Source organism: Streptomyces klenkii, assembly GCF_003626645.1.
Classification (GTDB): domain Bacteria; phylum Actinomycetota; class Actinomycetes; order Streptomycetales; family Streptomycetaceae; genus Streptomyces; species Streptomyces klenkii.
Genome location: NZ_RBAM01000006.1, coordinates 393359 through 415469 on the forward strand (window position 1 = coordinate 393359; position 22111 = coordinate 415469).

Sequence of the window (22111 nt, forward strand, 5' to 3'; positions counted from 1 at the left end):
CGCGAGCCGATACTGGGGCGTTCCCGCGAGCGGCGGAGGTGGAGCGGATGGCGCGCGGCATCGCACGTGCCGTGGCGGAGGTCCTCGCGTGGTGGGCCGGGCTCACCACGGTGTGGACCCTCCTGATCAGCCGGGCGGACACGCTGGAGCTCGCCGTGGGGGCGGGCGCGGCCCTGCTCGCGGCGTGGGCGGCCCGCGGCGCGCGCCGGGCCGCGGCCCGGTGAACTGGTGGCTGGCCGCCGCCTGCGCGCTCGTCGCCGGCGGCCTGGGGCCCTGCCTGTGGGGTGCGGCGCGCGGTCCGGCCGGCGGGCGAGTCGTCGCCCAGAACATGGCGACGCTCCTGCTGTGCCTGGTCCTGCTCCTGCTGTCGCAGGGCTACGGGCGGCCGTCCTACGTCGACCTCGCCCTGGTCGTCGCCGTGCTGGGGCCCGCCGGCACGCTGGTCTTCACCCGTCTCCTGGGCGACGAGATGGGTGAGCGGCCTCCCGGGACGCGCCTGCTCACCCCCGCCGTCCTCGTCGGCGCACCCGCGACCGTCGTGCCCATGTGCATCGCCGCCGGCCCCGGCCGGGCCGCGGCCAAGCTGGTCCTCATCGGCGTGCTGCTGATCGCCGGAGGCGCCGTCACCTCGCGGGCGGTGCGCCGTGGATGACGCGCTCGTCGTCGCCGCTCTGCTGCTCGTCGCGGCCGCGGCCACCGTGGCCGTGTTCCAGCGCGACCCGGCCCGGCAGGCGATCGTGCTCTCGCTGCTCGGGCTGGCGCTCGCCGTGCTCTTCACCGTCCTCCAGGCGCCGGACGTGGGCCTCGCGCAGCTCGCCGTGGGCTCGGCCGTGACCCCGCTGATGATCCTGCTGGCCGTGCGCAAGGTCCGGCGGAAGGGGCATCGGAAGTGACGCGCCGCGCACGGCTGTGGGTGCTGGCCGCCGGGCTGCTCGCCACGGCCGCGGTGTACGCGGCGGCCTGCACGGAGCTGCCGGGGTTCGGCGGCTCCTGGCACCCCTACGGCGACCGGGCGGTGCACGCCGCGCTCCGGCAGCGGACCGCGAACACCATCTCCTCGGTCAACTTCGACCAGCGCGCCTTCGACACCCTCGGCGAGGAGACCGTCCTGTTCGCCAGCGTCCTGGGCACCGTCGTACTGCTGCGGCGGACCCGCGACGAGAAGCGCGTGGCACCGGAGCCGGTCCGCGTGCCGGCCGCGCTGCGCCGCTACGGCCTCCTCATGCTGCCGGTCACCCTGCTCATCGGCCTCTACGTGATCGCGCACGGCCAGCTCAGCCCGGGCGGCGGCTTCCAGGGCGGCGTGGTCGCCGCCACCTCCCTGCACCTGCTGTACATCGCCGTCGACTACCCGGCCCTGGAGCGCCTCCGGCCGCTCGGGCTGTACGAACTGGCCGACGGCGCGGGCGAGGCGGCCTATGTGCTGCTCGGCGCGGCCGGGCTGCTCGCCGGCCCGGCCTACCTGGCCAACGTCCTGCCGCTCGGCACGTTCAACACCCTCTCCTCCGGCGGCACGGTGCCGCTGCTGAACGCCGCCGTCGGGATCGAGGTCACCTCGGCCGTCGTCGTGCTGCTGGCGCACTTCCTCGCCCAGGCGCTGGAGATCGAGGGCGATGCGGAGGAGGGCCGTACCGCGTGAGCCTGCTGCCCTACCTGATCGCCGGGTGGATCTTCCTCGTCGGTGTCCACGGCATGGCCACCAGCCGCAACCTGATCCACGCCGTCGGGTGCCTGGCCGTCACCCAGTCCTCCACCTACGTGCTCCTGCTGTCCGTCGGCTACCGCAAGGGCGCCACCGCCCCCGTCTTCTCCGACGTCCCGACGAGCGTCCCCGTCGTCGACCCGGTGGTCCAGGCCCTCGCCCTCACCGACGTGGTCGTGGGCGCGACCGTCACCGCGCTGCTCCTCGCCCTCGTCGTCCAGACCGCCAAGCGGCACGGCACCGTCGACCCGGACGAGCTGTCCGGGCTGAAGGGCTGAGCGGCGGTGGGCCGGCTGCTCCCGCTGATCGTCGTGGTGCCGCTGCTGGGCGCGGCGCTGCTGGTGGCGGGCGGCCGCCACGTGCCCCGCCCGGTGGCGGAGGCCGTCGCGGGCCTGGCCGCCGCGGCCTCCGCCGGGCTCGCCGCCCTCGCCCTCACCCGCCCGCCGGCCGTCGCCTGGCTCGGCGCCTGGCGGCCGCGGGACGGCCACAGCGTCGGCATCGTGCTGGTCGGCGACCGCGTCGGGCTGGGCCTCGCGGCGCTCACCTCGCTGCTCGTCGTCGCCGTGCTCGCCTACTCCTGGCACTACTTCGACGAGCCGCCGCACGGCCACGGCGGCGCCTTCCCCGCCCTGGTCCTGCTCTTCCAGGCGGGCATGTGCGGCTTCGCGCTGACCGGCGACCTCTTCGACGCGTTCGTGTTCTTCGAGCTGATGGGCGTCGTCGGCTACGCCCTGACCGGCTACCGCGTCGAGGAGGCCCGCCCCGTGCAGGGCGCGCTGGTCTTCGGCTTCGTCAACTCCCTCGGCGGCTACGCCGGCCTGCTCGGCATCGGCCTGCTGTACGCGCGCACCGGCGAGCTCGGCATGGCGCAGGCGGGCCGGGAGCTGGACCGGGCGGCCGGCGCGGCCGGGCACGGCGGGGACGCCCTGGTCGTCGCCGCGTTCGTGCTGATCCTGACCGGGCTGCTGGTCAAGGCCGCGGCCGTGCCCTTCCACTTCTGGCTGCCCGACGCGCACGCGGTGGCGCCGACACCGGTGTGCATGCTGCTGTCCGGCGTGATGGTGGAGATGGGCGGCTACGGCGCCGCACGCGTCTACACGACGGTCTTCGCCGGGCCGGGCGGCGTCCCGGCCGCCGGGGTCCGGCGCACGCTGCTGGTGCTGGGCGTGGCGAGCGCGCTCGCGGGCGCGCTGATGTGCTGGCAGCAGCGGCACGTCAAGCGGCTGCTGGCGTTCTCCACGGTGGCGCACACCGGCCTGTTCCTCACGGGGATCGCCCTGCTGACGCCGCACGGCATCGCCGGCACGGCGCTGTACGTGCTCGGGCACGCCGGGGCGAAGGCCGCCCTCTTCGCGTGCACCGGCATCCTCCTCGACCGCCACGGCAGCGTCGACGAGTGCGAGCTGCACGGCAAGGGCCGCGACACCGCGGGCACGGGTCTGCTGTTCGCCGCGGGCGGGCTGGCGCTCGCCGGGCTGCCGCCGTTCGGCACGAGCCTGGGCAAGGCGCTCGTGGAGGAGCAGTCCCCGTGGCTGCCGGCCCTGTTCGTGCTCGTCTCGGCGGTGACGGGTGGTGCGGTGCTGCGGGTCGCCGCGCGTGTCTTCCTGGGCGCGGGGCAGGCGGGGTACGAGCACGGCGAGGGGCCGGAGACCGCGGGCGGGGAGGAGGAGCCCGAGACCGGCCGCCGCGTCCGCCGCCCGCCCGTCCCCATGGTGACGGTGGCGGCGCTGCTGCTGGCCGGGGCGCTCGCCGTGGGCACGGTGCCCGGGCTCACCGGCGCGGTCACCGCCGCGGCGGAGGCCTTCACCGACCACGCCGGCTACGCGGCGGCGGTCCTCGACGGCCGCTCGGCCGCGCGTCCGGCAGGGGCGTACGCGTGGTGGACGTGGAGCGGCGCCGGCCTCGGCCTGCTGTCGGCCGCGCTCGCCGTCGCGCTCGCCGCCCTGGCCATGGGCCGCAGGTCGCGGGCCGTGCCGGGGACCGCGCCGCTGCGCCGCCTGCACTCCGGGCACGTCGGCGACTACGTGGCCTGGACGGTGGCCGGCATCGGGCTGGTGTCCCTGCTGGCCCTGTGGTGACCGGGTGGCCTCGTGGTGGTCGGGTGGCCTTGTGGCCGGGCGCCGGGCCCGCCGGGCCGCCCGCCCCGAACGGTTGCGGGCCCCCGCCGCCGCGGGCAGGGTGAAAACGCAAGCAATCACCATAAGGATGGACATCATGCCTCGTGGTTCCAGTCCCAAGCGTGAACGGCAGTACGAGCACATCAAGGAGAGCGCCGAAGAGCGCGGCGAGAGCACCAGGCGCGCGAAGGAGATCGCCGCGCGCACCGTCAACAAGGAGCGCGCCCGGTCCGGCGAGTCGAAGACGGCGAGCAAGTCCTCGCTCCAGGACATGTCCTCTTCCCGGCGGGGCGGGCAGCGCTCCCACAGCGGCTCCGGGGGCCCGACCTACGACCAGCTGTACGCCGAGGCCCAGCGCCGGAACCTGCACGGCCGGTCGCACATGAACAAGGCCGAGCTCAAGCGGAAGCTCGGGCACTGACCCCGGCCGCGGCCGCGACCCGCGCTACTGCGTCTTGTACAGCGGCCCGGAGTCCGGGGAGCCGCCCGGCACCTGGATGATCGGCACCGGCTTGTTGTGCGGCCAGCCGTCGGAGGCGTCGTCGAAGCTGAGGTCCCCGCTGGCCGCGGGGACCACGGCCGCGTCGTGGAGGTTGGTGAGCTGGTTGAAGACGTCCTGGACGCCCGGCGTCTCCCGGCCGGTCTGCCCGGTGACCATGCGCAGCGCCCACACGGCGGTGAGCACGGCGTCGTGGTGCATGACGGCGTAGCCGTCGGCGAGCTCCTTGTCGGGGAACTTGAGGTCGCGGAAGCTCTGGAGGAAGGGCTTGAAGCCGCCCGGCGCCCCGTTCCCCCTGATCCACTGCTCGGTGTCGGTCGCCGACGCCTCCAGGATGGTGATCCTGCTGTCCTTGAGCAGCCCCATCACGTCGTTGGCCTGCTGCACGGCGCCCTGCGAGCCCGCGAGGATGGTGATGGGCTTGTCGTGCCCGCACTGGCTGCGCGAGGACAGCGAGCGCACGAGGTCGGAGAGGTCGCGGCCGCGGCCCGCGTAGAAGACGAGCTCGGACTTGGTCAGGCAGATGTTGTTGAAGGCGTTGAAGAACAGGCTGGGCATGCCCTCGGTGCGCGGGCCGGTGGTGCCCACGAAGGAGACGCGGCGCTTGTCGATGTAGTCGGGGAAGACCTCGTCGTAGGCCTGGCGCATGGTCCGGACGTAGTTGTCGTCCCGGCTGTCGAAGACGAGGTAGCCGCGGCGCTGTTCGGCGGGCAGCCGGTCCAGTCTGCGGCGCAGGGCCTTGGCGTAGTCGGTGTTGGACGGCGAGACCTTGAACAGGCGCTCGGAGTTGACGTTGGTGGCGGTCAGGACGGCGCCTATCGCGGGGATCTTGCGCTTGGCGAGCTCGTCGGCGGCCTGCTGGGTCTCGGGCACGCTGACGCCCATGCCGGCGACGGCGACGAGCGGGTGGTCGCCGGCGGTCATGCCGGCCAGCTGCTCGACGACGGGCCTCCAGTGGGCCTGGTTCCTGCCCTCGCTGGCGAGGACCAGCTGGATCTGGGGCGTCCGCCCGTGGATCCCGGTGGCGTTCACGGCGGAGAGCCCGGGGCAGGCGTTGGCGCGGCACTGCGCGGTGTAGGCCCCTTCGAGGCTGCTCATGATCTCCTCGATGGGCAGCACGCTGCTGTCGCTCGCGGTCATCGGGGTGAGCAGGGCGACCTTGACGTAGGGGACGGGGGTGCGGCCGGCGGCGGGCCGCTCCCACTGGTCGCGCACCCGCCGGTTCTCGGCGGCGATCTTCTCGGTGACGTCCTTCAGCCGGGGGTCGAAGGCGTACGCGGTCTCGTTCATGACGCCGGTGCACTCGCGGTCGCCCCCGGAGCCGGCCAGGACGAGGCCCGGCACGTCGTCGGCGCACCGGTCCTCGCCGTCATCGTTCCCGCCCAGCAGCCAGAAGCCGCCTCCGGCGAGGAGGGCCAGGACGAGGACGAGGACGGCGATCCCCTGCCGGCCCTTCCACCAGGGCGGCAGCTCGTCGAGGGGGCCGGGACGGTTCACGGGCATGTGCGGGCTCCTTGCCGGACGGCGGGCGCGCGCTGCGGCGCGGTCAGACGTACTTGGCGGCCTCGTGCCTGAGCCCCACCCTGCGCGGGTCGGAGTGCATGGCCAGGCTCTGGAACATCGAGCTGATCGTGTCGTTGAGTTCGGGCCGGGCGGCGGGCATGCGGTTGCGCGGGTCGCCCGCCAGCCACAGGGCGGTGACCAGCATGGTCAGGGCCCGGCGGTCGGGTGCGGCGAACGAGATCGGGGCCAGCTCCTCCGCGAGCCGGTCCACGCGCAGGGTGGCCGTCTGCTCGGGCAGGACCGGGGCGCGCAGGGGCGCGGCGGTGACGGCGTAGAGCTCGTACAGCCAGGCGTCGGTGCCGGGCAGGTCCGTCAGGCTGCGGGCGAGGTGGCCGACGACGTCGTCGAGCCGGCCGCGGGCGAGTGCGTGGTAGAGCACGTCGAGGGGGTGGCCGTGGCGCGCGTGCCAGTCCTGGAGCAGCTCGTGGACCTCGTCCCAGCGGGCACTGCTGCGGGCCAGCTCCTCCAGGAGCAGCAGGCGCAGCCACGGGTGCAGGACGGGGTGCGTGGACAGCGGGCGCGGATGGGCGTCCCGGAGGTATCCGGAGCCGCGGCCGCCGCGCGCGCCGGCGTCCTGGGGGACGGCGGGGGTGAGCCACAGCCGGTTGCCCGTCTCGCGGGCCAGGCTGTTGCGGGTGCGCAGGGAGAAGGCGTCCAGCAGGTCGGTGTCGCAGGCCGTGTCGAACTCCCGGGCGGCGGAGCAGGCGGCGAGGGCGGCGCGCTGCTCCTCCGTCAGGTCTTCCAGGAGGCCTTGCAGGACGGCCCGGCCGAGCGGCTCGGGCTCGGCCGGGGGCTCGGGCCCGGTGACGGGTTCGGCATCGTCGCCGGCGGGCGGCGCGGGCAGGGAGAGGATGCCGCGCAGCAGTTCCTCGCCACCGCCGCGGCCGGGGATGTGCGCCGCGGCCTCCAGCAGGCGGTGGGCGCTCCAGGCGTGGCCGCGGGTGAGGCGGTGCACCAGCGGGGGCACCTCGGGGAGCCGGTCGGCGAGGCCGGCGCCGAGCTGGGAGACCTCGCCCGCCGTCAGGTCGCGCAGCTGGACGCAGTACCACCGCCAGGAGGAGTCGGGCGGCGGGTCGGGCACGGAGCGCTCCCAGTCGGCGTACGAGGCCTGCTCGGGCGTGCGGACGCGCACGCCGGCCGGGCCGGGGGCGAAGGGGCCGGGGACCTTGCCGGCGTCGGAGGCGGTGGCGACGGCGAGCAGCGGGTCGGGGGCGCCGCTCGCCTCGCGCAGCTGCACGAGCAGGTCCAGGAAGCCGCGGCCGCCCGGGGCGTCGATGTTGTCGAGGAGGACCACGCAGTTGCGGTCGCGGCGGCGGCGCGCGAACTCGCCGCGCAGGTCGGCGAGGAAGGCCTCGCACAGCCGCCGGTCGACGGCGGCCCGGTCGGCGTCGGTGGGGCTCTTGCTGAGCTGGTTGAGGGCGACGAGCTCGTGCAGCGGCGTGTGCGGGCCCGCGTACCAGGAGAAGCCGGTGCGCCGGGCGATGCCGAGCGGCATCCGGGGCGGGCGGCGGATCAGCCCGGCCAGCAGGCCGATGCCGGGGATCTGCAAGAGGTTGAGGTCCTGGAGGAGGTCCGCGACCTCGGCGGCCCGGTCGGCGGCCACGGTGTGCTCGTGGGCGTCGTACAGGGCGTGGCGCAGCTGGTTGCCGGCGCGGCGGGAGTCGTGGGCGTCGAGCGAGAGGCCGGGGTCGACGACGAGCAGGCCCAGCGTGAGGCGGGGGAAGAGCACGGCGGGTTGGCGGGCGAAGCGGTGGGAGAGCCCGTAGGCGAGCCGGCCCGCGACCTCGTGCGGGCGGCGCGGCCCCGCGGACGCGAAGTCGTAGAGCGCGTGGGGGCGGTGCGAGCCGAGGAAGCCGAGCCATTCGAGCACCGTGGTGCGCCCGCTGCCGCGGGTCCCGACGAGGACCACCACGGGCAGCCCGCGGGCGCCCGCCGCCGCGCGCTCGTCCTGGACCCGTGTGCGGCACTCCTGGAACAGCGCTTCCACGCCCTCGGTACCCAAGGGCTGTCTCGCAGGCTCCGGCACGTCACTCCGCCCCCCCTCGGGCCGGCGCGTGTCACCGCCGGCCGGTCAGGAAATGCTGCCACGCGGGTGCCGTTCGCGGGAGGCGTCGGGCGGCAACTGACAGGCGGGCATGCGGAAGCGGCGCCCCCGGGGAGGGGGCGCCGGACCGGGTCAGCCGCGCGTGGCGGCCTTCGCCGGGTCGTCCGCGGGAGCCTCTGCCAGGGGCGTGCGGGCCGCGCGCCGGCGCGCGAAGGGGTATCCGGCACCCAGCAGGGCGAACCAGACGGCGACCACGTAGAGGGCTACGCGGGTCTCGGACTCCCAGGCGATCAGCACGGTCACGAAGGCGAAGCCCGCGAGCGCGATCCAGTTCGTGTACGGGGCTCCCGGCATCCGGTACGTGGACTTCCGCGCCAGGCCCGCGGCCACGGCCCGGCGGTACCTGAGGTGCGTGACGAGGATGATGCTCCACACCGTGATCGCGCCGCCGGTCGAGACCGCCGTGATGTAGGCGAACGCGTGCTCCGGGTCGATGGCGTTGATCAGCACGCCGAGGGCCATGACCACGGCCGAGACGACGACGGCCGTGGCGGGCACGCCCCGCTTGCTGAGCCGGCCGAGCGCCTCGGGGCCGTGGCCGTTCAGCCCGGCGGTGCGCAGCATGCGGGCCGTGGCGTACAGGCCGCCGGCGTTGCACGAGGACAGCGCCGAGGTGAGGACGACGAAGTTGACGATGCCGGCCGCGGCGGGGATGCCGATCTTGGTGAAGGCGGCGACGAACGGGCTCGTGCCGGGGTGGAACTCCTGCCAGCTCACGACGGACAGGATGACGAAGAGGGCGCCGAGGTAGAACAGGCCGAAGCGCAGCGGCAGGCTGTTGATGGCCCGCGGGATGTTCTTCTCCGGGTCCTTCGTCTCGCCCGCGGTGACGCCGACGAGCTCCACGCCGAGGTAGGCGAAGAGCACGATCTGCAAGGTCATCAGGGAGTTCCACACGCCGTGCGGGGCGACGCCGCCGTCGGCCCACAGATGGCTGACGGACGCGGTGTCGCCGGCGTCGCCGAAGCCGATGATGAGGACGCCCAGGCCGATGAGGATCATGCCGACGATGGCCGTGACCTTGATGATCGCGAACCAGAACTCCAGCTCGCCGAAGATCTTCACCGAGATCAGGTTGGCGCAGGCGAGCACGACGAGGGAGATCAGCGCGGTCTTCCACTGGTCGAAGCCGGGGTACCAGTAGTTGACGTACTGTCCGGCGGCGGTGATCTCGGCCATGCCGGTGGTCACCCACATGATCCAGTACGTCCAGGCGGTCGCGTACCCCCAGAACGGGCCGAGGAACCGGTGCGCGTAGTCGGCGAAGCTGCCCGAGGTCGGGTGGTGGGTGAGCAGCTCGCCCAGGGCCCGCATGACGAGGAAGAGCACGGCGCCGGCGGCGGCGTACCAGATGATGAGGCTGGGGCCGGCCTGGGATATGGCGGTGCCGGCGCCGAGGAAGAGGCCGGTGCCGATGGTGCCGCCGATGGCGATCATCTGCATCTGCCGGGAGCCCAGGCTCCGTTTGTACCCCTCGGTGCCGGTGCCCGGGTCCCCCGTGGTTGGCGAGCTCACTGTGGTGGGTTCCTCTCTCTTGCCGTTCCTGCGCTACCCGTACAAGATCCCCCAGGAGAGCCCCCGTGACCAGAAGATTGCGGCCACGGACCGGCGCGTGTCCCCGGGGAACGAGCGCGCTGCCGCGGTGCCGGGCCTGCCCGGGGCGGCCCGGGGCAGAATGGGCGGGTGGAGCGGATCCTTCATTTCCGGCGGGAAGTCCGGGCGTTCGAGGCCGCGGCGCGCCGGGCCGGCCGCGCGGCGCCGCTCGTTCCCTCCTGCCCCGGATGGTCCGTGTCCGACCTGGTCGTGCACCTGGGCAGCGTGCACCGGGGCGTCGCCCACATCATCGGGCACCGGCTCGCCGGCCCGCCGGACCCCTCCGCGGACCCCTCCTTCGCCGGTCTCCCCGCGGACACGCGGGACTGGCCGCGGCCGGAGTACGCGCCCAACCGCGGCCCGCTGCCGGGCAGTCTGGCCGACTGGTTCGCGGAGGGGGCCGCCGCCCTGGAGGCGCTGTTCCGCGCCCGCGGCCCGGACGAGCCCGCGTGGACGTGGTCGCGCGAGCAGACCACCGGGTTCTGGCTGCGCGTGCAGACCATCGAGGCGGCCGTGCACCGCTGGGACGCGGAGAACGCCCTCGGCACGCCCGGCCCGGTCGACGCCGCCCTCGCGGCGGACGCCGTGGGCCACTCCTTCGAGGTGATGGCCCCGTGGAGCCGCGCCCGCAGCGCCGCCCCGCCCGGAGCGGGCGAGCGCTACCGCTTCCGGCGGACCGACGGCGATGACGTGTGGACGGTGTGCCTGGACGGCGACACCGTGCGGACCACCCCGGACGGGGCCCCGTGCGACGCCGAAGCCTCCGGCACCGCCTCGGACCTCATGCTGTTCCTCTGGGGCAGGCTCCCCGCGGACCGCCTCACGGTGACGGGCGACCGCGCGGCCCTGGACCGCTACACCACGCTGGTTCCCCCCGTCTGACGACCGCGGCACCCCCGTAGGGCGCGCGCTCCCCCGGCGCCACGCCCTGCGCCCGCAGCCGCGCGTCGTCGTCCAGGCAGAAGTCCGGCCGGGGCCGGTGCTCGTCGTAGTAGCGGTGGTAGACGGGGGTGAGGCCGCCGGACATGGGCGGGACGATCCACGACCAGTCGGCGGGGCAGGCCCGCCCCGCGGTCTCCTCCCTGGCCACGTGGCGCAGGAAGCGCGCCGACTCGGTGTGGTGGTCGGCGATGGTGACGCCTGCGGCGTCGAAGGAGTGCAGGACCGCGCGGTTGACCTCGACGAGGGCCTGGTCGCGCCAGAGCGTGCGCGCGCTGGTGGTGTCGAGGCCGAGCCTGCGCCCGACCTCCGGCAGGATGTCGTAGCGGTCGGCGTCGCAAAGATTGCGGACGCCTATCTCCGTGCCCATGTACCAGCCGTTGAAGGGGGCCGCGGAGTAGGAGACGCCTCCGATGCGCAGCCGCATATGGGAGATGGCGGGGACGGCGTGCCAGCGCAGGCCGAGGTCCGCGAACCAGGGCAGCGCGGGGTGGCTCAGCGGCACTTCGAGGACGTCGCCCGGCGGGACGCCGAACCACTGCAAGCCGTTCCCCCGGGTCTCGATGATCAGGGGCAGGACGTCGAACCGGCCGCCCGCGCCCTCCCAGCCGAGCTTGGTCGCCAGCTCCGTCAGGCCGTACGCCCTGGGGTCGCCGGTGCGGCCGCCTTCGAAGAGCGGGTAGCCGGCGTAGCGGATGAGCTGCTCGTTCCAGATGAGGACGGGCGGGCCCTCGGCGTCGTCCTGCGGGAAGACGGTGATCACCGGCCGGACGCGGCCGCCGTTCGTGGCGGCGCGTAAGTGCGCGAGGCACTCCGCGGCGACGTCCGCGGGGTCGGTGACGTGCCGGCGGTCGCGCACGCGCAGACTCTGCCAGTAGAGGCGGCCGATGCAGCGCGCGGAGTTGCGCCAGGCGACCTTGGCGCCGAAGGCGAGCTCCTCGGGGGTGTGGCGGTAGCTGCCGGTCTCCGCGATCTCCCGGCGTACCGCGGTCAGCCGCGCGTGGAGCGCGTCGTCGCCCATCCCGGACTCGCCGGCGAACTGCCGTACGAACCGCTCGGCTTCCTCCCGGTCCGCCGCGGCGGCCGCGCGCCGCCCGTCCCGCTGATCGGTCGTCATCGAGCCCCCACCTTGCGCCGGCCGTCGCCGCCTCGGGCCCGGGCGGCCGGAATAACCCAAAAGACCTTCGGATTGCGCGCCGGGACATCGTATGCGGCGGTACAGCGGCGGCCAAGGAGTTCGGCGATTCGGCCGCGCGGGCGAGGTGGAGCCGGTAGCGGGCGGGGGGAGCCGGCAGGGAACGGGAGGGGGCCGGAGATTTGCCCGTGGCGCCACGGCGCTGCAAGGATGGCGCCATGGAACTGGTGCGGTATGTCGACAATCTGCGGCAGGAGCTCCTCGTCGCCGCCGAGGCGGGTGACGCGGAGGCGCGCGAGCTCGCCGAGCGCCTCGTCACGCCGCTCTCCTCCGCCGTCCGGCTCGTCCTGCTCGACGCCCTGTCGGCCGCCGCCGACGAGATCACCCGCGAGCTGGCGCCCGGCTCGGTGGAGGTGCGTCTGCGGGGGCTCGACCCCAGCTTCGTCGTCACCCCTCCCCCCGCCGAGCACGGCCCGGGCGACGCCGGGGACGACTTCGGGCGCCCCGGGGCGGCGGCGCCGCTGCCCGTCGCGCCCCTGCCGCCGGCCGGCGCGGAGGACGGCGCCACGGCGCGCATCAACTTCCGGCCTCCCGAGCACCTGAAGACCCGGATCGAGGAGGCCGCGGGCCGGGAGGGGCTGTCGGTCAACGCCTGGCTGGTCCGGGCGGTGTCCGCGATGCTCGAGTCCGACGACCGCGCCCGCCGCCCCGAACGGCGCGCCCCGCGCGGCGGACAGCGCTACACCGGCTGGGTCACCTGACCGCTCCCGGCACCGGCCGCCGCCCGGCGGCGCCGCAGCAGCACGCATCCGGCCGGCGGGGACGGCCGGCCGGTCCACCTGGAGGGGCAGCCATGCCTGTTTTCGAGACCCCGTACGAGACGTCGTACGAGACGCCGCAGCCGATCTCCGTCTGCGTCGACCTCGCGATCGGCGACGTCCGCCTGGAGGCGGGCGACCGCACCGACACGGCCGTCGAGGTGCGCCCGAGCGACCCCGGGAACGAAGCGGACGCGAAGGCCGCCGAGGACACGCGGGTCGAGTTCGCGGGGGGCCGGCTGCTCGTCAAGGGCCCGAAGCCGCGCCTCTTCGGCAAGTCCGGGTCCGTCGACGTGCGGGTCGGCCTGCCGGCCGGCTCGGACGTCGAGGGCACCGGTCAGCTGGCGGCCTTCCACGGCTACGGCCGGCTGGGCGAGTGCAGGATCAAGACGTCGGCGGGCGACATCCGGCTGGAGGAGACCGGCCGCGCCGTCCTCACCACGTCGCTGGGAGAGATCACGGCGGACCGGGTGGGCGGACCGGCCGACATCACGACGGGGGCGGGCGCGGTGCGGATCGGCGTGCTGGCGGGCCCGGCGGTGATCAAGAACGCCAACGGCGGGACCCGGGTCGGCGAGGCCGCCGGAGAGCTGCGGGTCCGGTCGGCGAACGGCACCGTCTCCGTCGGCAGGACCGGCGCGGCGCTGGAGGCCAGGACGGCGTCGGGCGACATCCGGATCGGCGAGGTCGTCCGCGGTGCGGTCGTCCTCGGCACGTCGAGCGGCCGGATCGAGATCGGCATCGCCGAGGGCACGGCGGCCCGGCTCGACGTGCGGACCAAGGCGGGCAACGTCCTCAACTCCCTGACGGCGTCCGACGGCCCGGGCACCGCCACCGAAACGGCCGAGATCTACGCCGTCACCTCGGCCGGCGACATCACGATCCACCGCGCCGGGACGGTGTGACGCCGGGGACGTACGTATGTATATGTAAGGGTCGGCCCGTCCCGCACGGCCGCCCGCGCCCACCCGCCGGCGAACGGCCCCTCCCGCGCCGCACCCGCGCCGGTTGGCCCGGCGCGCCGCCTCCGGCACGTACTCTCCCGATGGGCGAGGCAAGCGCCGCCGTCGAGGAGGCCGGGATGCGACAGGTTCTGGAACGCGCCGCCGACCGGCTCTTCCCGGACGGCACCAACGAGCACGGCGCCCTGCCGGCCGTGCTCGTCCTGCAAACGCTGGCCACGGGCATCGTGGACGCGGTCAGCTTCATCGGCCTGCACCACGTCTTCGTGGCCAACATGACCGGCAACGTCGTCTTCCTGGGGTTCGCCCTGGCGGGCGACAGCAATTTGTCGGTCCGGGCGTCCCTGCTCGCCCTCGGCGCCTTCTCGGCCGGGGCCTGGTCGGCCGGCCGGCTCGGCCGGCGCGCGGCTCACCCGGCACGGCTGTTCGCCGTCGCCACGGCCGTCCACGTGGTGCTCGTCGCGGCCGCACTGGCGGTCGACCTGACGGCGGGGCACCGTACGGACGCCGCGCAGACGGCCCTCATCGCGCTCCTCGGCTGCGGCATGGGCCTCCAGAACGCGGCTGTCCGCACGCTCGCCGTCCCGGACCTGACGACCACCGTGCTGACGCGCACCCTGACCGGCCTCGCCGCCGACGCCCCCGGCCCGGCGACCGTCCGCCGCCTGGCGTCCCTGACGGCCATGTTCACCGGAGCCCTGTGCGGGGGCGCGCTCTTCCTGCGGGAGGGCGCGACCCCGGCGCTGGCACTCGCGCTGGTCCTGCTCCTGGCGGGCGCGCTACCCGTACGGGGCAGGGGGCTACAACAGCGCGGCCCTGCCGGGGCGTGACGCACCGTCACCTTTCGGCCGCTGGCGCAAACGGCTCCTTGACGGGGGATTCGCGTCGGTAAATCGTGTGATCCGCTGCGCTCGCGCACGGGGAGCGGCGCAGGTCAGCGGGGCTTTCCCGGCATTTTCCCCGATTCCCCGGCCACCACCCGGCCGCACCACTTGGAGGACACGCCTTGTCCGGCGAGCAGCATCTGTTGAAGGTCTACAGCGACCGTTCCTACGTCCACACCACCACCGTGCGCCACCAGGGCACCACGGTGGCCCTGGCCATGGACGACCAGCGGCGGCTCGTCTACACCGTCCTCGACCTGGCGCGGCACGACGAGGCCAAGGGCGAGCTCGACGCCGCCTACTGGTCGGAGAACCCCGTCCCGCTCCGCTTCCCGTCCGAGATCGCGGACGTGGGCTTCGCGGTCGCCGGCGCCACCGCGCTCCCGGCCGTCAAGCGCGGCGGCAGGGTGGAGGCAGCGCCCGGGGAGCGGCTGGGCGAGGACGAGGCGGACCCCTTCCTGTCCACCACGGCCCGGCTCACCGCCCTCGCCCCCTTCCACGCGCTGTCCGACGGCACCCACGTCGTGGTGCTGCGCCAGTCGGTGGACGCGGCGCACCCCGACGCCGTCCACCAGCTGACCGGAGGCGCCTCCTCCGGCGATGCGGAGCGTACGGACTACGTCCTGGACGCCTCGGGCGCCAAGGTGCCGCTCGTCGCGAGCACCCTGCTGTGCGACCGCTACCTGCTCGTCGGCGGCGAGCTCAAGCCCGTCCTGGAGGCCCGCTACCGCCGCAGCCGGCACCGGACGCGGCCCGACTCGGCCAAGGACAGCCTGGGCACCACGGACATGGAGGGCCGCCCCTTCCACGAGCCCACCCAGGAGCTGTCGTTCGTACGGAACCTCTCCGGCGGGCGGTTCGCCGCGCTGCTGGTCCCCACCGCCGTGCACGGGCAGCAGCGCTGGCAGATCTTCGCGCACAACGACGCCACGGGCCGCATCGACTCCTTCAACGTCGAGCAGGGCCGCGACGGGCTGTTCAACCTCCAGGGCACCCAGGCGTGGACGAGCCCCGACCCGGCCCACCGCGACGCGGTGTACGAGAGCGGGCCCGGCACCTGCCCGTTCACCGGGCAGCCGCTGATACCCGTGGTCAGCACGGAGGGGCACGCGGAGACCGCGCTGGCCTTCGGCGAGGGCGACGGGCACGTGCGCGTCGCCGAGGGGCCGGAGCTCGCCGGCCGTGACTTCACGGTCGAGTTCTGGGCGCGGCGCACGGCGACGGGACGCCAGGAGTTCCTCGCCGGCCACGGCGACGAGGCCGGTGCTCCCCTCGCGTCCCTGCACATCGGCTTCCGGGAGGACGACCGCTTCACCTTCGCCTTCTACGCCGACGACCTCAACTGCGACAGCCCCGTCGCGGACACCGCCTGGCACCACTGGGCCTGCGTCTACGACCACAAGGCCCGCCGGCAGACCGTCTACCGTGACGGCGAGGAGGCCGGCAGCCGCACCACCGGCGGCGACTACACCGGCACCGGCGCCCTGCTGCTGGGCCGCGGCCTCGGCCAGAGCGCCCGCGCCGAGCTGGACGAGGTCCGGATCTGGGACCGCGCCCGCACCCCCGACGAGCTCAAGCGCGACAAGGGCGTCTGCCTCATCGGCAACGACCCGGGGCTCGTCGCGTACTACCGCTTCGACGAGGGCTCCGGCACCCGTCTGCACGACCAGACCGACGGCGCCCGCCACGGCGAGCTCCTCGGCGACCCGAAGTGGGTGACGTCGCAGGCGCCCGTCGGCGACCACCCGGGAGTGCGCCGCGACAGCTTCGCGGTCACCGGCCGCGCCGCGGTCTCCGGCCTGTCCGCCGTCCTCTACCACCAGCAGGAGGAGACGGCCGTCGGCTACGGGCAGGAGCCCAAGCCGGCCAAGCGCCAGGCGCGCGTCCTCCTGTCGTACGCCACGTCCGGGCCCGACCCGAAGACCGGCGCCGCCACCGACGAGGCGTACGCGGCCACCGTCGACTTCGGCGTCGGGCGCGACGGACGCCTCGCCCAGGTGCCGGACGAGCTGGCGCTGCCGGTGCTGGCGGCGCCGGAGGGCAGCGCCGACGTCGAGACGATCAGCGAGCTGGACGCCCGGATCCGCGAGCTGGTCCAGGACATCACGGCCAAGGAGACCGAGGTCGCCGAGCTCGCCCGGCAGACCGCGGGCGTGCCGGAGCTGGAGAGCCAGCGCGCGATGTACTACGCCTTGTGGCAGGACATCGCGGGCTGGACGTGCCGCATCCGCTTCAAGAACACCCGGGACGGCAAGCCCCAGTACCTCGCAGTGAAGGACGACGGCGCGGGGAGCGAATCGCCGCTGATCAGGACCTCCGACAAGGACGCGAAGTCGGCGCTGTGGTCCGTCCTGATCCCCCCGGGGGCCAGCTGGAGCGGCCCCGTGCCCTACCACCTGTACAACCGGCACACCGGCAAGGACATGAACGTTGCCGGTGACAGCCAGGACAACGACGCGCCCCTGATCGTGTGGCCGCGGAAGACCAATGCCTGGAACACCCATTTCCACATCGACGAGCGGAGCGACGGCTACAGCACGCTCGTCAACCGGTACAGCGGGAAGGCGGTCTGCGCCCCCGACCGGCTCGGCGACCGCGTCGTCCAGTACGACACCGCCGCGGTCACCGAATCCGGCGAGGGGCTGATCGTCTTCGAGCGGGTCGCCCTCCACGAGTTCGGGCACTCCGACATCCGCTACGCGGGCAAGCGTGTGGAGGAGCTCGACGCCCAGCTCGCCGAGCTCCGGCCCAAGTTCGAGCTGGTGGAGCGGCGCCGCCGCGAGATCGAGTCCGCCCGGGCCGAGCTGACGGCCGGGCGCGACGAGCTCGCCCGTCTCACCGGCGGCCTCAAGGGCGCCGACGACATCGCCCTGCCCATGCCCCAGCTCTCCATCGACCGCACCGGTCTGAGCACCTCCGGCGCTCTGCTGGCCTTCGCCCGCTCGGCCGACCGGCCGTACCTCCTGGACAGCGCCACCGGGAACGTCGTGCTGTACTTCCGCGGCACCAACGGACAGTTCTTCGCCACCTACTACGACACCACGGTCCTGCGCTCCTCCCGCCGGCTGGCGGCGGGCGACGGCCAGGGAGTCACCTTCACCGCCCGCGACTCCGGCACCGGCCTCGGATCGGTGACCATCCGCGTCACCGCCGGCGACGGACCCGGCCTGTGCGACGTGACCATCGAGCGGGGCGAGGAGCGCGAGACCTGGCAGGGGCTGCCGCGCCAAGCGGCCGACTTCGCCGCGATCGTCAACGGCACACCGGAGGAGCCCGTCACGATCGGCGCGGTGAAGTCGTTCGACGCGACCACCAGACTGCTGTCCGGCGGCCGGGCCGGCGACGTGGCCGGCGGCGTCCTCCGGCTCGCCGAACCCCTCTCCGCCGCCCTGCCCGGCGGTACGCCCGTCACCGTCGGCGGCCACCTCTACCTCACGGAGGCCGGTCACGCGGCGGGGTCCGCCGCGCTCCGCCTGGACGCCGGCGAGGGCGGCCCCGAGCCGCAGCCGGGCGAGCCCGTCCAGCGCCTGCGCTACGACCACCGACGCGCCTCCTCCAACCGCCCCGGCGTCCCGCTCTCCGCGGGCTCCCGGCTGGTGCTGGCCGACCCGGGCCCGGCCCGGGAGGTCCCGCTCGGCGAGGTGTCCGATCTCGTCGCCGGGCACGGCTGCCGCTGGCGCGCGGACAAGCCGGGCCGCGCGTACTCCTTCGACGGACAGCAGAACGTCCTCACCCTCCCGCAGGAGGGACTGGACCGGGTGGCGGTCACCCGCGACCTGACCCTGGAGGCGTGGGTCAGCCCCGAGTCGGTCTCCGGCGCGGCCAGGATCGTCCACGCCGGCACCGGCGAGGTCCCGTACACCCTGGGCCTGCTCGCCCCGGCGGCCCCCGTCGTGCCCGCCCTGGCCTTCGACGGCAAGAGCGGCGTGGCCATGACCGAGAAGGGCTTCAGCCTCGCCGGCCAGTCCTTCACCGTGGAGTTCTGGGCCCGGCGCACCACGGAATGGAACGGCAAGGCGCAGTACGTCATCGGGCACGGCACCTCGCAGGGCACCACCAGGGGCGCCCTGCACATCGGCTGGCGCGAGGGCAGCGCCTTCACCTTCGCCTTCTACGGCGACGACCTCACCACCACCCACGGCCAGGACTACGCGGGCTGGCACCACTGGGCCTGCGTCTTCGACGCGACCACCCGGGAGCAGGTGATCTACCGGGACGGCGTCGCCGAGGACCGGCGCACGGCCACGGGCACGTACCAGGGCGACGGCCTCTTCAGCTTCGGCAGCCACTTCGGCAGCTGGGTGCCCGACTACGCGGCCGTGGAGATGGACGAGGTCCGGCTCTGGGGCACCGCCCGCACCGCGGCGGAGATCCGGGACCGCAAGAACCTGCGGCTGTCCGGCAAGGAGCCCGGCCTGATGGGCTACTGGCCCTGCGGCGACCCGCTCGACCAGGTGGGCGGCAAGCCCGGGGTCCTGGACCGCTCCGGCAACAACCGCCACGTCTACCTGCGCGGCGGCGTCACCACCGCGACCACGACCGCCGAGCTCCAGCAGGCCGTGGACACGACGTACCGCATCGTCGCCGGGGCCGGCAACCAGCTGGTGGCCACCCGTGACACCTTCCCCCTGCGCGAGTGGACCCATCTGGCCGCCGCGTACGAGCAGTCGTGGGCGGTCGAGCTGACGGACGGCGCGTACCTGGAGGTGCCCGACAACGACGCCCTCGACGTCGCCGGCGACCTCACCCTTGAGGTGTTCTGCCGCACCGACGCCCTCGGCACCACCCAGGGCCTGCTCTCCAAGGGGCGGGCCGCGGACGGAGCGGGCGGCAGCGTCCCGTACCGGCTGCTCGTCCTGCCCGACGGCCGGCTGGAGTTCGGCTTCGAGGAGCCCGACGGCAAGCTCGTGCGGTTCGCCTCCACCGAGTCCCTCACTGCGGGAACGTTCCACCGGATCGGCGTCGTCCGCAAGGGCGGCCGGTCGATGCAGGAGCGCAAGGGCTCCAAGGAGATCACCGCGGCCGGCGCCGACGGCAAGCCCGTCAAGCAGACCGTGGAGCTCGTGGAGTCCGTCGACGTCCAGGAGTGGCAGGACATCCGCTTCTTCGTCGACGGCCGCGAAGCCGGCACGTTCCGCTACGACGGCCCCGGCCCCAGGGGCAACACCGGCACCCTCGACCTCGGCCGGGCCCGCGACGGCCTGGAGACGCGCTCCTTCACCGGCGTCGTCTCCGAGGCGCGGCTGTGGGGCGTCGCGCGCGACGCCGCGCAGCTCGGCACGCCCGTCTCGGCGCGCGACCGCGGGCTGACGGCGCACTGGCGGTTCGAGGAGAACGCGGGCAACACCGCGGCCGACACCACCGGTTCGCACGCCGCCCGCCTGCGCGGCGCCCGCTGGACGGCCAACCCCGACCCGCGCGGCAGCGCCTTCCGCCTCTACCGCAACGGCGTGTCCGTCGCCTGTGAGCCGCTGGAGAGCGAGGACTTCGCCGGCTACGGGGACCGGGCGCTCGCGCTCGGCGCCCGGCTCAAGGACGGCAAGGCCGACCAGCCCTTCCACGGCGTCCTGGAAGAGGTGCGGATCTGGCGCACCTCCCGCACCCAGGAGCAGATCCTCGACAACCTCTTCACCCGGCTCCGGGGCGAGAAGGAGGACCTGATCGCCTACTGGTCCTTCGACCGGGCCTCCACCGACGAGAGCGCGGACCTCGTGCGCGACGAGGGGCTGCGCGGCAACGACCTGACGCTGCGCGCCGCCCCCGCCCGCCCCGCCGCCGTCCTGTCCACCGCTCCCGTCTCCAGCGACACCGCGCAGGTCCGCTCCGCGCTCGCCGCGATGCGCACGCCGTTCCACGAGGCGGTCTCGGGCGCGCCGGCCGTCGCCGAGTACGCGGACATGCAGTACACCGTCAAGGGTGAGGCCTTCGGCGTGCTCAAGCGGGCGTACGGCTATCTGCGCGACGGCCGCTGGCACCTGGTCACCGGCTACAAGGTCGGCGACCTGGTCAGCGAGTGGGTCAGCCAGGTGCAGTTCGACCCGCAGCTGGTCGGCTACGTGGAGGGCGCGCCGCCGGTGCCGTCCGAGAACCTCACCCCGAACACGATCGACCCCGACCGCGCGACCTACGACGGTGTCGCCTCGGTGGAGTTCACCCAGGCCGAGCAGGTCGTCCACTCGCTGTCGTCGGCGAAGGAGCGCAGCGTCGACGCGGCGTTCAACTTCGCCCTCTCCAACGAGGTCGACGTCGACATGTGGATGATCGCCGCACCGCTGGGCTTCGGCGTGGCCAAGTCCATGGCGAAGGCCAAGGTGTCGGTGGGCGTGCGCGGCAGCCTGGAGTTCTCCAACAGCTGGGCCGACGAGACCGCCGTCTCGCAGGGCGAGAACACCGCCCGCGCGATGAAGGTGGACCTCTCCGGCAGCTGGGAGGACCCGCTGAAGCCGCTCAACCCGGTGCTCGGCCGCCGCTACATACCCGTCAACACCGGCTTCGCGCTGGTCCAGTCCCAGACCGCGGACGTCTTCGCGCTGCGGCTCGCGCACAGCGGCACCCTCGTCGCCTACCGCATCCAGGCCAACCCGGACATCCCCAAGGACTGGAACGTCGTCCCGTTCCCCCTCAACCCCCGCTACACCAAGCAGGGCACGCTGGACGGCACGGTCGGCTTCGACGAGCGCGGCAGGGTCCTCGACCCGGACTACGAGGGCGCCCGCGAGCACGGCGAGTACAGCTACTACAAGCCGCGCGAGGCGTACGCGATCAAGCGGCGCATCCAGCGGGACCAGCAGCGGCTGCGCAGCTACTACGAGACGGTCTCCACCGACACGGGCACGCCCGACCCCACCGCCGAGCGGGCGGGCCGCGTGCTGGGCGGCGCGATCGGCGGCGACACGGCGCCCGGCAAGAGCCGCGACACCGCGGGCAACTCCACCGGGGACGGCTTCTCGCGCCGCGACCTGGTCAACACCTACGTCTGGACGGCGGACGGCGGCTTCTTCGCCGAGACGACGGAGACGACCGACGCCGTCAGCGAGACGACGTCCGGCTCGTACTCGCTGTCCGGCTCGGTGGGCGCGTCCGTCGGCACGTCCTTCGACGTCATGGGCGTGGGCATCAACGCGCAGCTGGACGCGTCCGTCGGCGGCGGCATGTCCGTGACCCGGGCACGCGGCAAGGAGGCCACCCGCTCGTTCGGGCTGAACGTCACCTGCTCGCCGTCCGGCAACGTCCAGCAGTACGACACGAACCGCAAGCCGGTCTTCGACGCCGACGGCAAGCCCGTCAACGCGCCGGGGAAGGTCGACGCGTACCGGTTCCTCAGCTTCTACCTGGGCGAGGACACCGAGCACTTCGACACGTTCTTCCACAAGGTCGTCGACCCGGCGTGGCTGGAGAACGGCGCCGACCCGAACGCGGCCGCGCTGCGGCAGGCCCGCCAGTCGGACCGCAAGCCGCCGTGCTGGCGCGTCATGCACCGCGTCACGTTCGTCAGCCGGCTCCTGCCGCCCGCCGCGGACGCCGGCGCGCCCGCGCTGGAGAAGGCGATGCGGCAGCTGGACGTGGAGAGCAACTACGAGCTCGTCCGGCGCCTGGACCCGTACGTGAAGGGGGCGGCGACGAGCCTGCCGGAACTGACGGCAGCCGTGCGCACGGCCCTGGCCACGCACCTGCCGGAACTGAGCCCGCACGCCGAACACGTGACCGGCTTCCTGGCCCAGTACTACGGCGTCGAGGGCTGACGCACGTGCGCCCCGCCCCCGTTCGCGGGGGCGGGGCGCACGCCGGTACGGGC

The 22111-nt window shown here is 74.2% G+C and carries 16 protein-coding genes; 12 read left to right on the forward strand and 4 right to left on the reverse strand.

Annotated elements, in window-relative coordinates:
• Positions 1–47: 47 nt before the first annotated feature.
• The 7 genes from D7231_RS37075 (at position 48) to D7231_RS17070 (ending at position 4240) form a co-directional block, all read left to right on the forward strand.
• Entirely contained in the window at positions 48–224 is a 177-nt protein-coding gene (locus D7231_RS37075) for a hypothetical protein (protein ID WP_199739389.1), read from the forward strand.
• Positions 185–652 (forward strand): MrpF/PhaF family protein, encoded by a 468-nt coding sequence (locus D7231_RS17045; RefSeq protein ID WP_241999764.1) that lies wholly within the window; start codon positions 185–187, stop codon positions 650–652. Before D7231_RS37075 ends, D7231_RS17045 begins: the two co-directional genes overlap by 40 nt.
• Complete coding sequence (locus tag D7231_RS17050) at positions 645–893, forward strand: Na(+)/H(+) antiporter subunit B (protein WP_120756306.1); 249 nt, start codon at positions 645–647, stop codon at positions 891–893. Before D7231_RS17045 ends, D7231_RS17050 begins: the two co-directional genes overlap by 8 nt.
• Positions 890–1639 carry an MnhB domain-containing protein gene (locus D7231_RS17055; RefSeq protein ID WP_120756307.1) on the forward strand — a complete coding sequence of 250 codons (750 nt, stop codon included), beginning with the start codon at positions 890–892 and terminating at the stop codon, positions 1637–1639. The genes D7231_RS17050 and D7231_RS17055 overlap by 4 nt, the downstream gene beginning before the upstream one ends.
• The gene (locus D7231_RS17060; RefSeq protein WP_120756308.1) at positions 1636–1980 is read left to right on the forward strand and encodes a sodium:proton antiporter; all 345 of its coding nucleotides are present in this window, start codon (positions 1636–1638) and stop codon (positions 1978–1980) included. Before D7231_RS17055 ends, D7231_RS17060 begins: the two co-directional genes overlap by 4 nt.
• A gap of 6 nt (positions 1981–1986) precedes the next feature.
• A complete protein-coding gene (locus D7231_RS17065; protein WP_120756309.1) occupies positions 1987–3780 on the forward strand; it encodes a complex I subunit 5 family protein in 1794 nt (597 codons plus the stop codon).
• Between the two features lie 136 nt (positions 3781–3916).
• On the forward strand, positions 3917–4240 hold the full coding sequence (locus tag D7231_RS17070) for a plasmid stabilization protein (RefSeq protein WP_120756422.1): 324 nt from the start codon (positions 3917–3919) through the stop codon (positions 4238–4240).
• Positions 4241–4264: 24 nt separating this feature from the next.
• Here the strand turns inward: D7231_RS17070 and D7231_RS17075 are convergent, their stop codons facing one another.
• The 3 genes from D7231_RS17075 to D7231_RS17085 all read right to left on the reverse strand — a co-directional run bounded on the left by D7231_RS17075 (position 4265) and on the right by D7231_RS17085 (position 9428).
• The gene (locus tag D7231_RS17075; RefSeq protein WP_120756310.1) at positions 4265–5821 is read right to left on the reverse strand and encodes a type 1 periplasmic-binding domain-containing protein; all 1557 of its coding nucleotides are present in this window, start codon (positions 5819–5821) and stop codon (positions 4265–4267) included.
• Between the two features lie 43 nt (positions 5822–5864).
• Positions 5865–7883 carry a hypothetical protein gene (locus tag D7231_RS17080; protein WP_241999765.1) on the reverse strand — a complete coding sequence of 673 codons (2019 nt, stop codon included), beginning with the start codon at positions 7881–7883 and terminating at the stop codon, positions 5865–5867.
• 174 nt (positions 7884–8057) lie between these two features.
• A complete protein-coding gene (locus D7231_RS17085) occupies positions 8058–9428 on the reverse strand; it encodes an amino acid permease (protein WP_120756423.1) in 1371 nt (456 codons plus the stop codon).
• A gap of 240 nt (positions 9429–9668) precedes the next feature.
• On the opposite strand from D7231_RS17085, the gene D7231_RS17090 reads away from it, so the two are divergent.
• Positions 9669–10460, forward strand: a complete 792-nt coding sequence (locus tag D7231_RS17090; protein ID WP_120756312.1) for a maleylpyruvate isomerase family mycothiol-dependent enzyme — start codon at positions 9669–9671, stop codon at positions 10458–10460.
• Here the strand turns inward: D7231_RS17090 and D7231_RS17095 are convergent.
• Positions 10399–11634: a nitric oxide synthase oxygenase gene (locus D7231_RS17095; protein WP_120756313.1), complete on the reverse strand. Its 1236-nt coding sequence runs from the start codon at positions 11632–11634 to the stop codon at positions 10399–10401. The two genes, D7231_RS17090 and D7231_RS17095, sit on opposite strands and share 62 nt — an antisense overlap.
• 236 nt (positions 11635–11870) lie before the next feature.
• Between D7231_RS17095 and D7231_RS17100 the strand changes: the two genes are divergently transcribed.
• From D7231_RS17100 to D7231_RS17115, 4 genes are all read left to right on the forward strand, one after another.
• Complete coding sequence (locus tag D7231_RS17100) at positions 11871–12413, forward strand: hypothetical protein (RefSeq protein ID WP_120756314.1); 543 nt, start codon at positions 11871–11873, stop codon at positions 12411–12413.
• Between the two features lie 92 nt (positions 12414–12505).
• Entirely contained in the window at positions 12506–13375 is an 870-nt protein-coding gene (locus D7231_RS17105) for a DUF4097 family beta strand repeat-containing protein (RefSeq protein WP_120756315.1), read from the forward strand.
• Between the two features lie 176 nt (positions 13376–13551).
• Entirely contained in the window at positions 13552–14262 is a 711-nt protein-coding gene (locus D7231_RS17110; RefSeq protein WP_120756424.1) for a YoaK family protein, read from the forward strand.
• 176 nt (positions 14263–14438) lie between these two features.
• Positions 14439–22058, forward strand: a complete 7620-nt coding sequence (locus D7231_RS17115; RefSeq protein ID WP_120756316.1) for a LamG-like jellyroll fold domain-containing protein — start codon at positions 14439–14441, stop codon at positions 22056–22058.
• Positions 22059–22111 lie beyond the last annotated feature (53 nt).

Excerpts from the sequence above, each read along its gene's own strand:
- D7231_RS37075 (WP_199739389.1), top strand. The coding sequence starts at position 48 with ATGGCGCGCGGCATCGCACGTGCCGTGGCGGAGGTCCTCGCGTGGTGG.
- D7231_RS17070 (WP_120756422.1), top strand. The coding sequence starts at position 3,917 with ATGCCTCGTGGTTCCAGTCCCAAGCGTGAACGGCAGTACGAGCACATC.
- D7231_RS17075 (WP_120756310.1), bottom strand. The coding sequence starts at position 5,821 with ATGCCCGTGAACCGTCCCGGCCCCCTCGACGAGCTGCCGCCCTGGTGG.
- D7231_RS17085 (WP_120756423.1), bottom strand. The coding sequence starts at position 9,428 with ATGCAGATGATCGCCATCGGCGGCACCATCGGCACCGGCCTCTTCCTC.
- D7231_RS17095 (WP_120756313.1), bottom strand. The coding sequence starts at position 11,634 with ATGACGACCGATCAGCGGGACGGGCGGCGCGCGGCCGCCGCGGCGGAC.
- D7231_RS17100 (WP_120756314.1), top strand. The coding sequence starts at position 11,871 with ATGGAACTGGTGCGGTATGTCGACAATCTGCGGCAGGAGCTCCTCGTC.
- D7231_RS17105 (WP_120756315.1), top strand. The coding sequence starts at position 12,506 with ATGCCTGTTTTCGAGACCCCGTACGAGACGTCGTACGAGACGCCGCAG.
- D7231_RS17110 (WP_120756424.1), top strand. The coding sequence starts at position 13,552 with ATGCGACAGGTTCTGGAACGCGCCGCCGACCGGCTCTTCCCGGACGGC.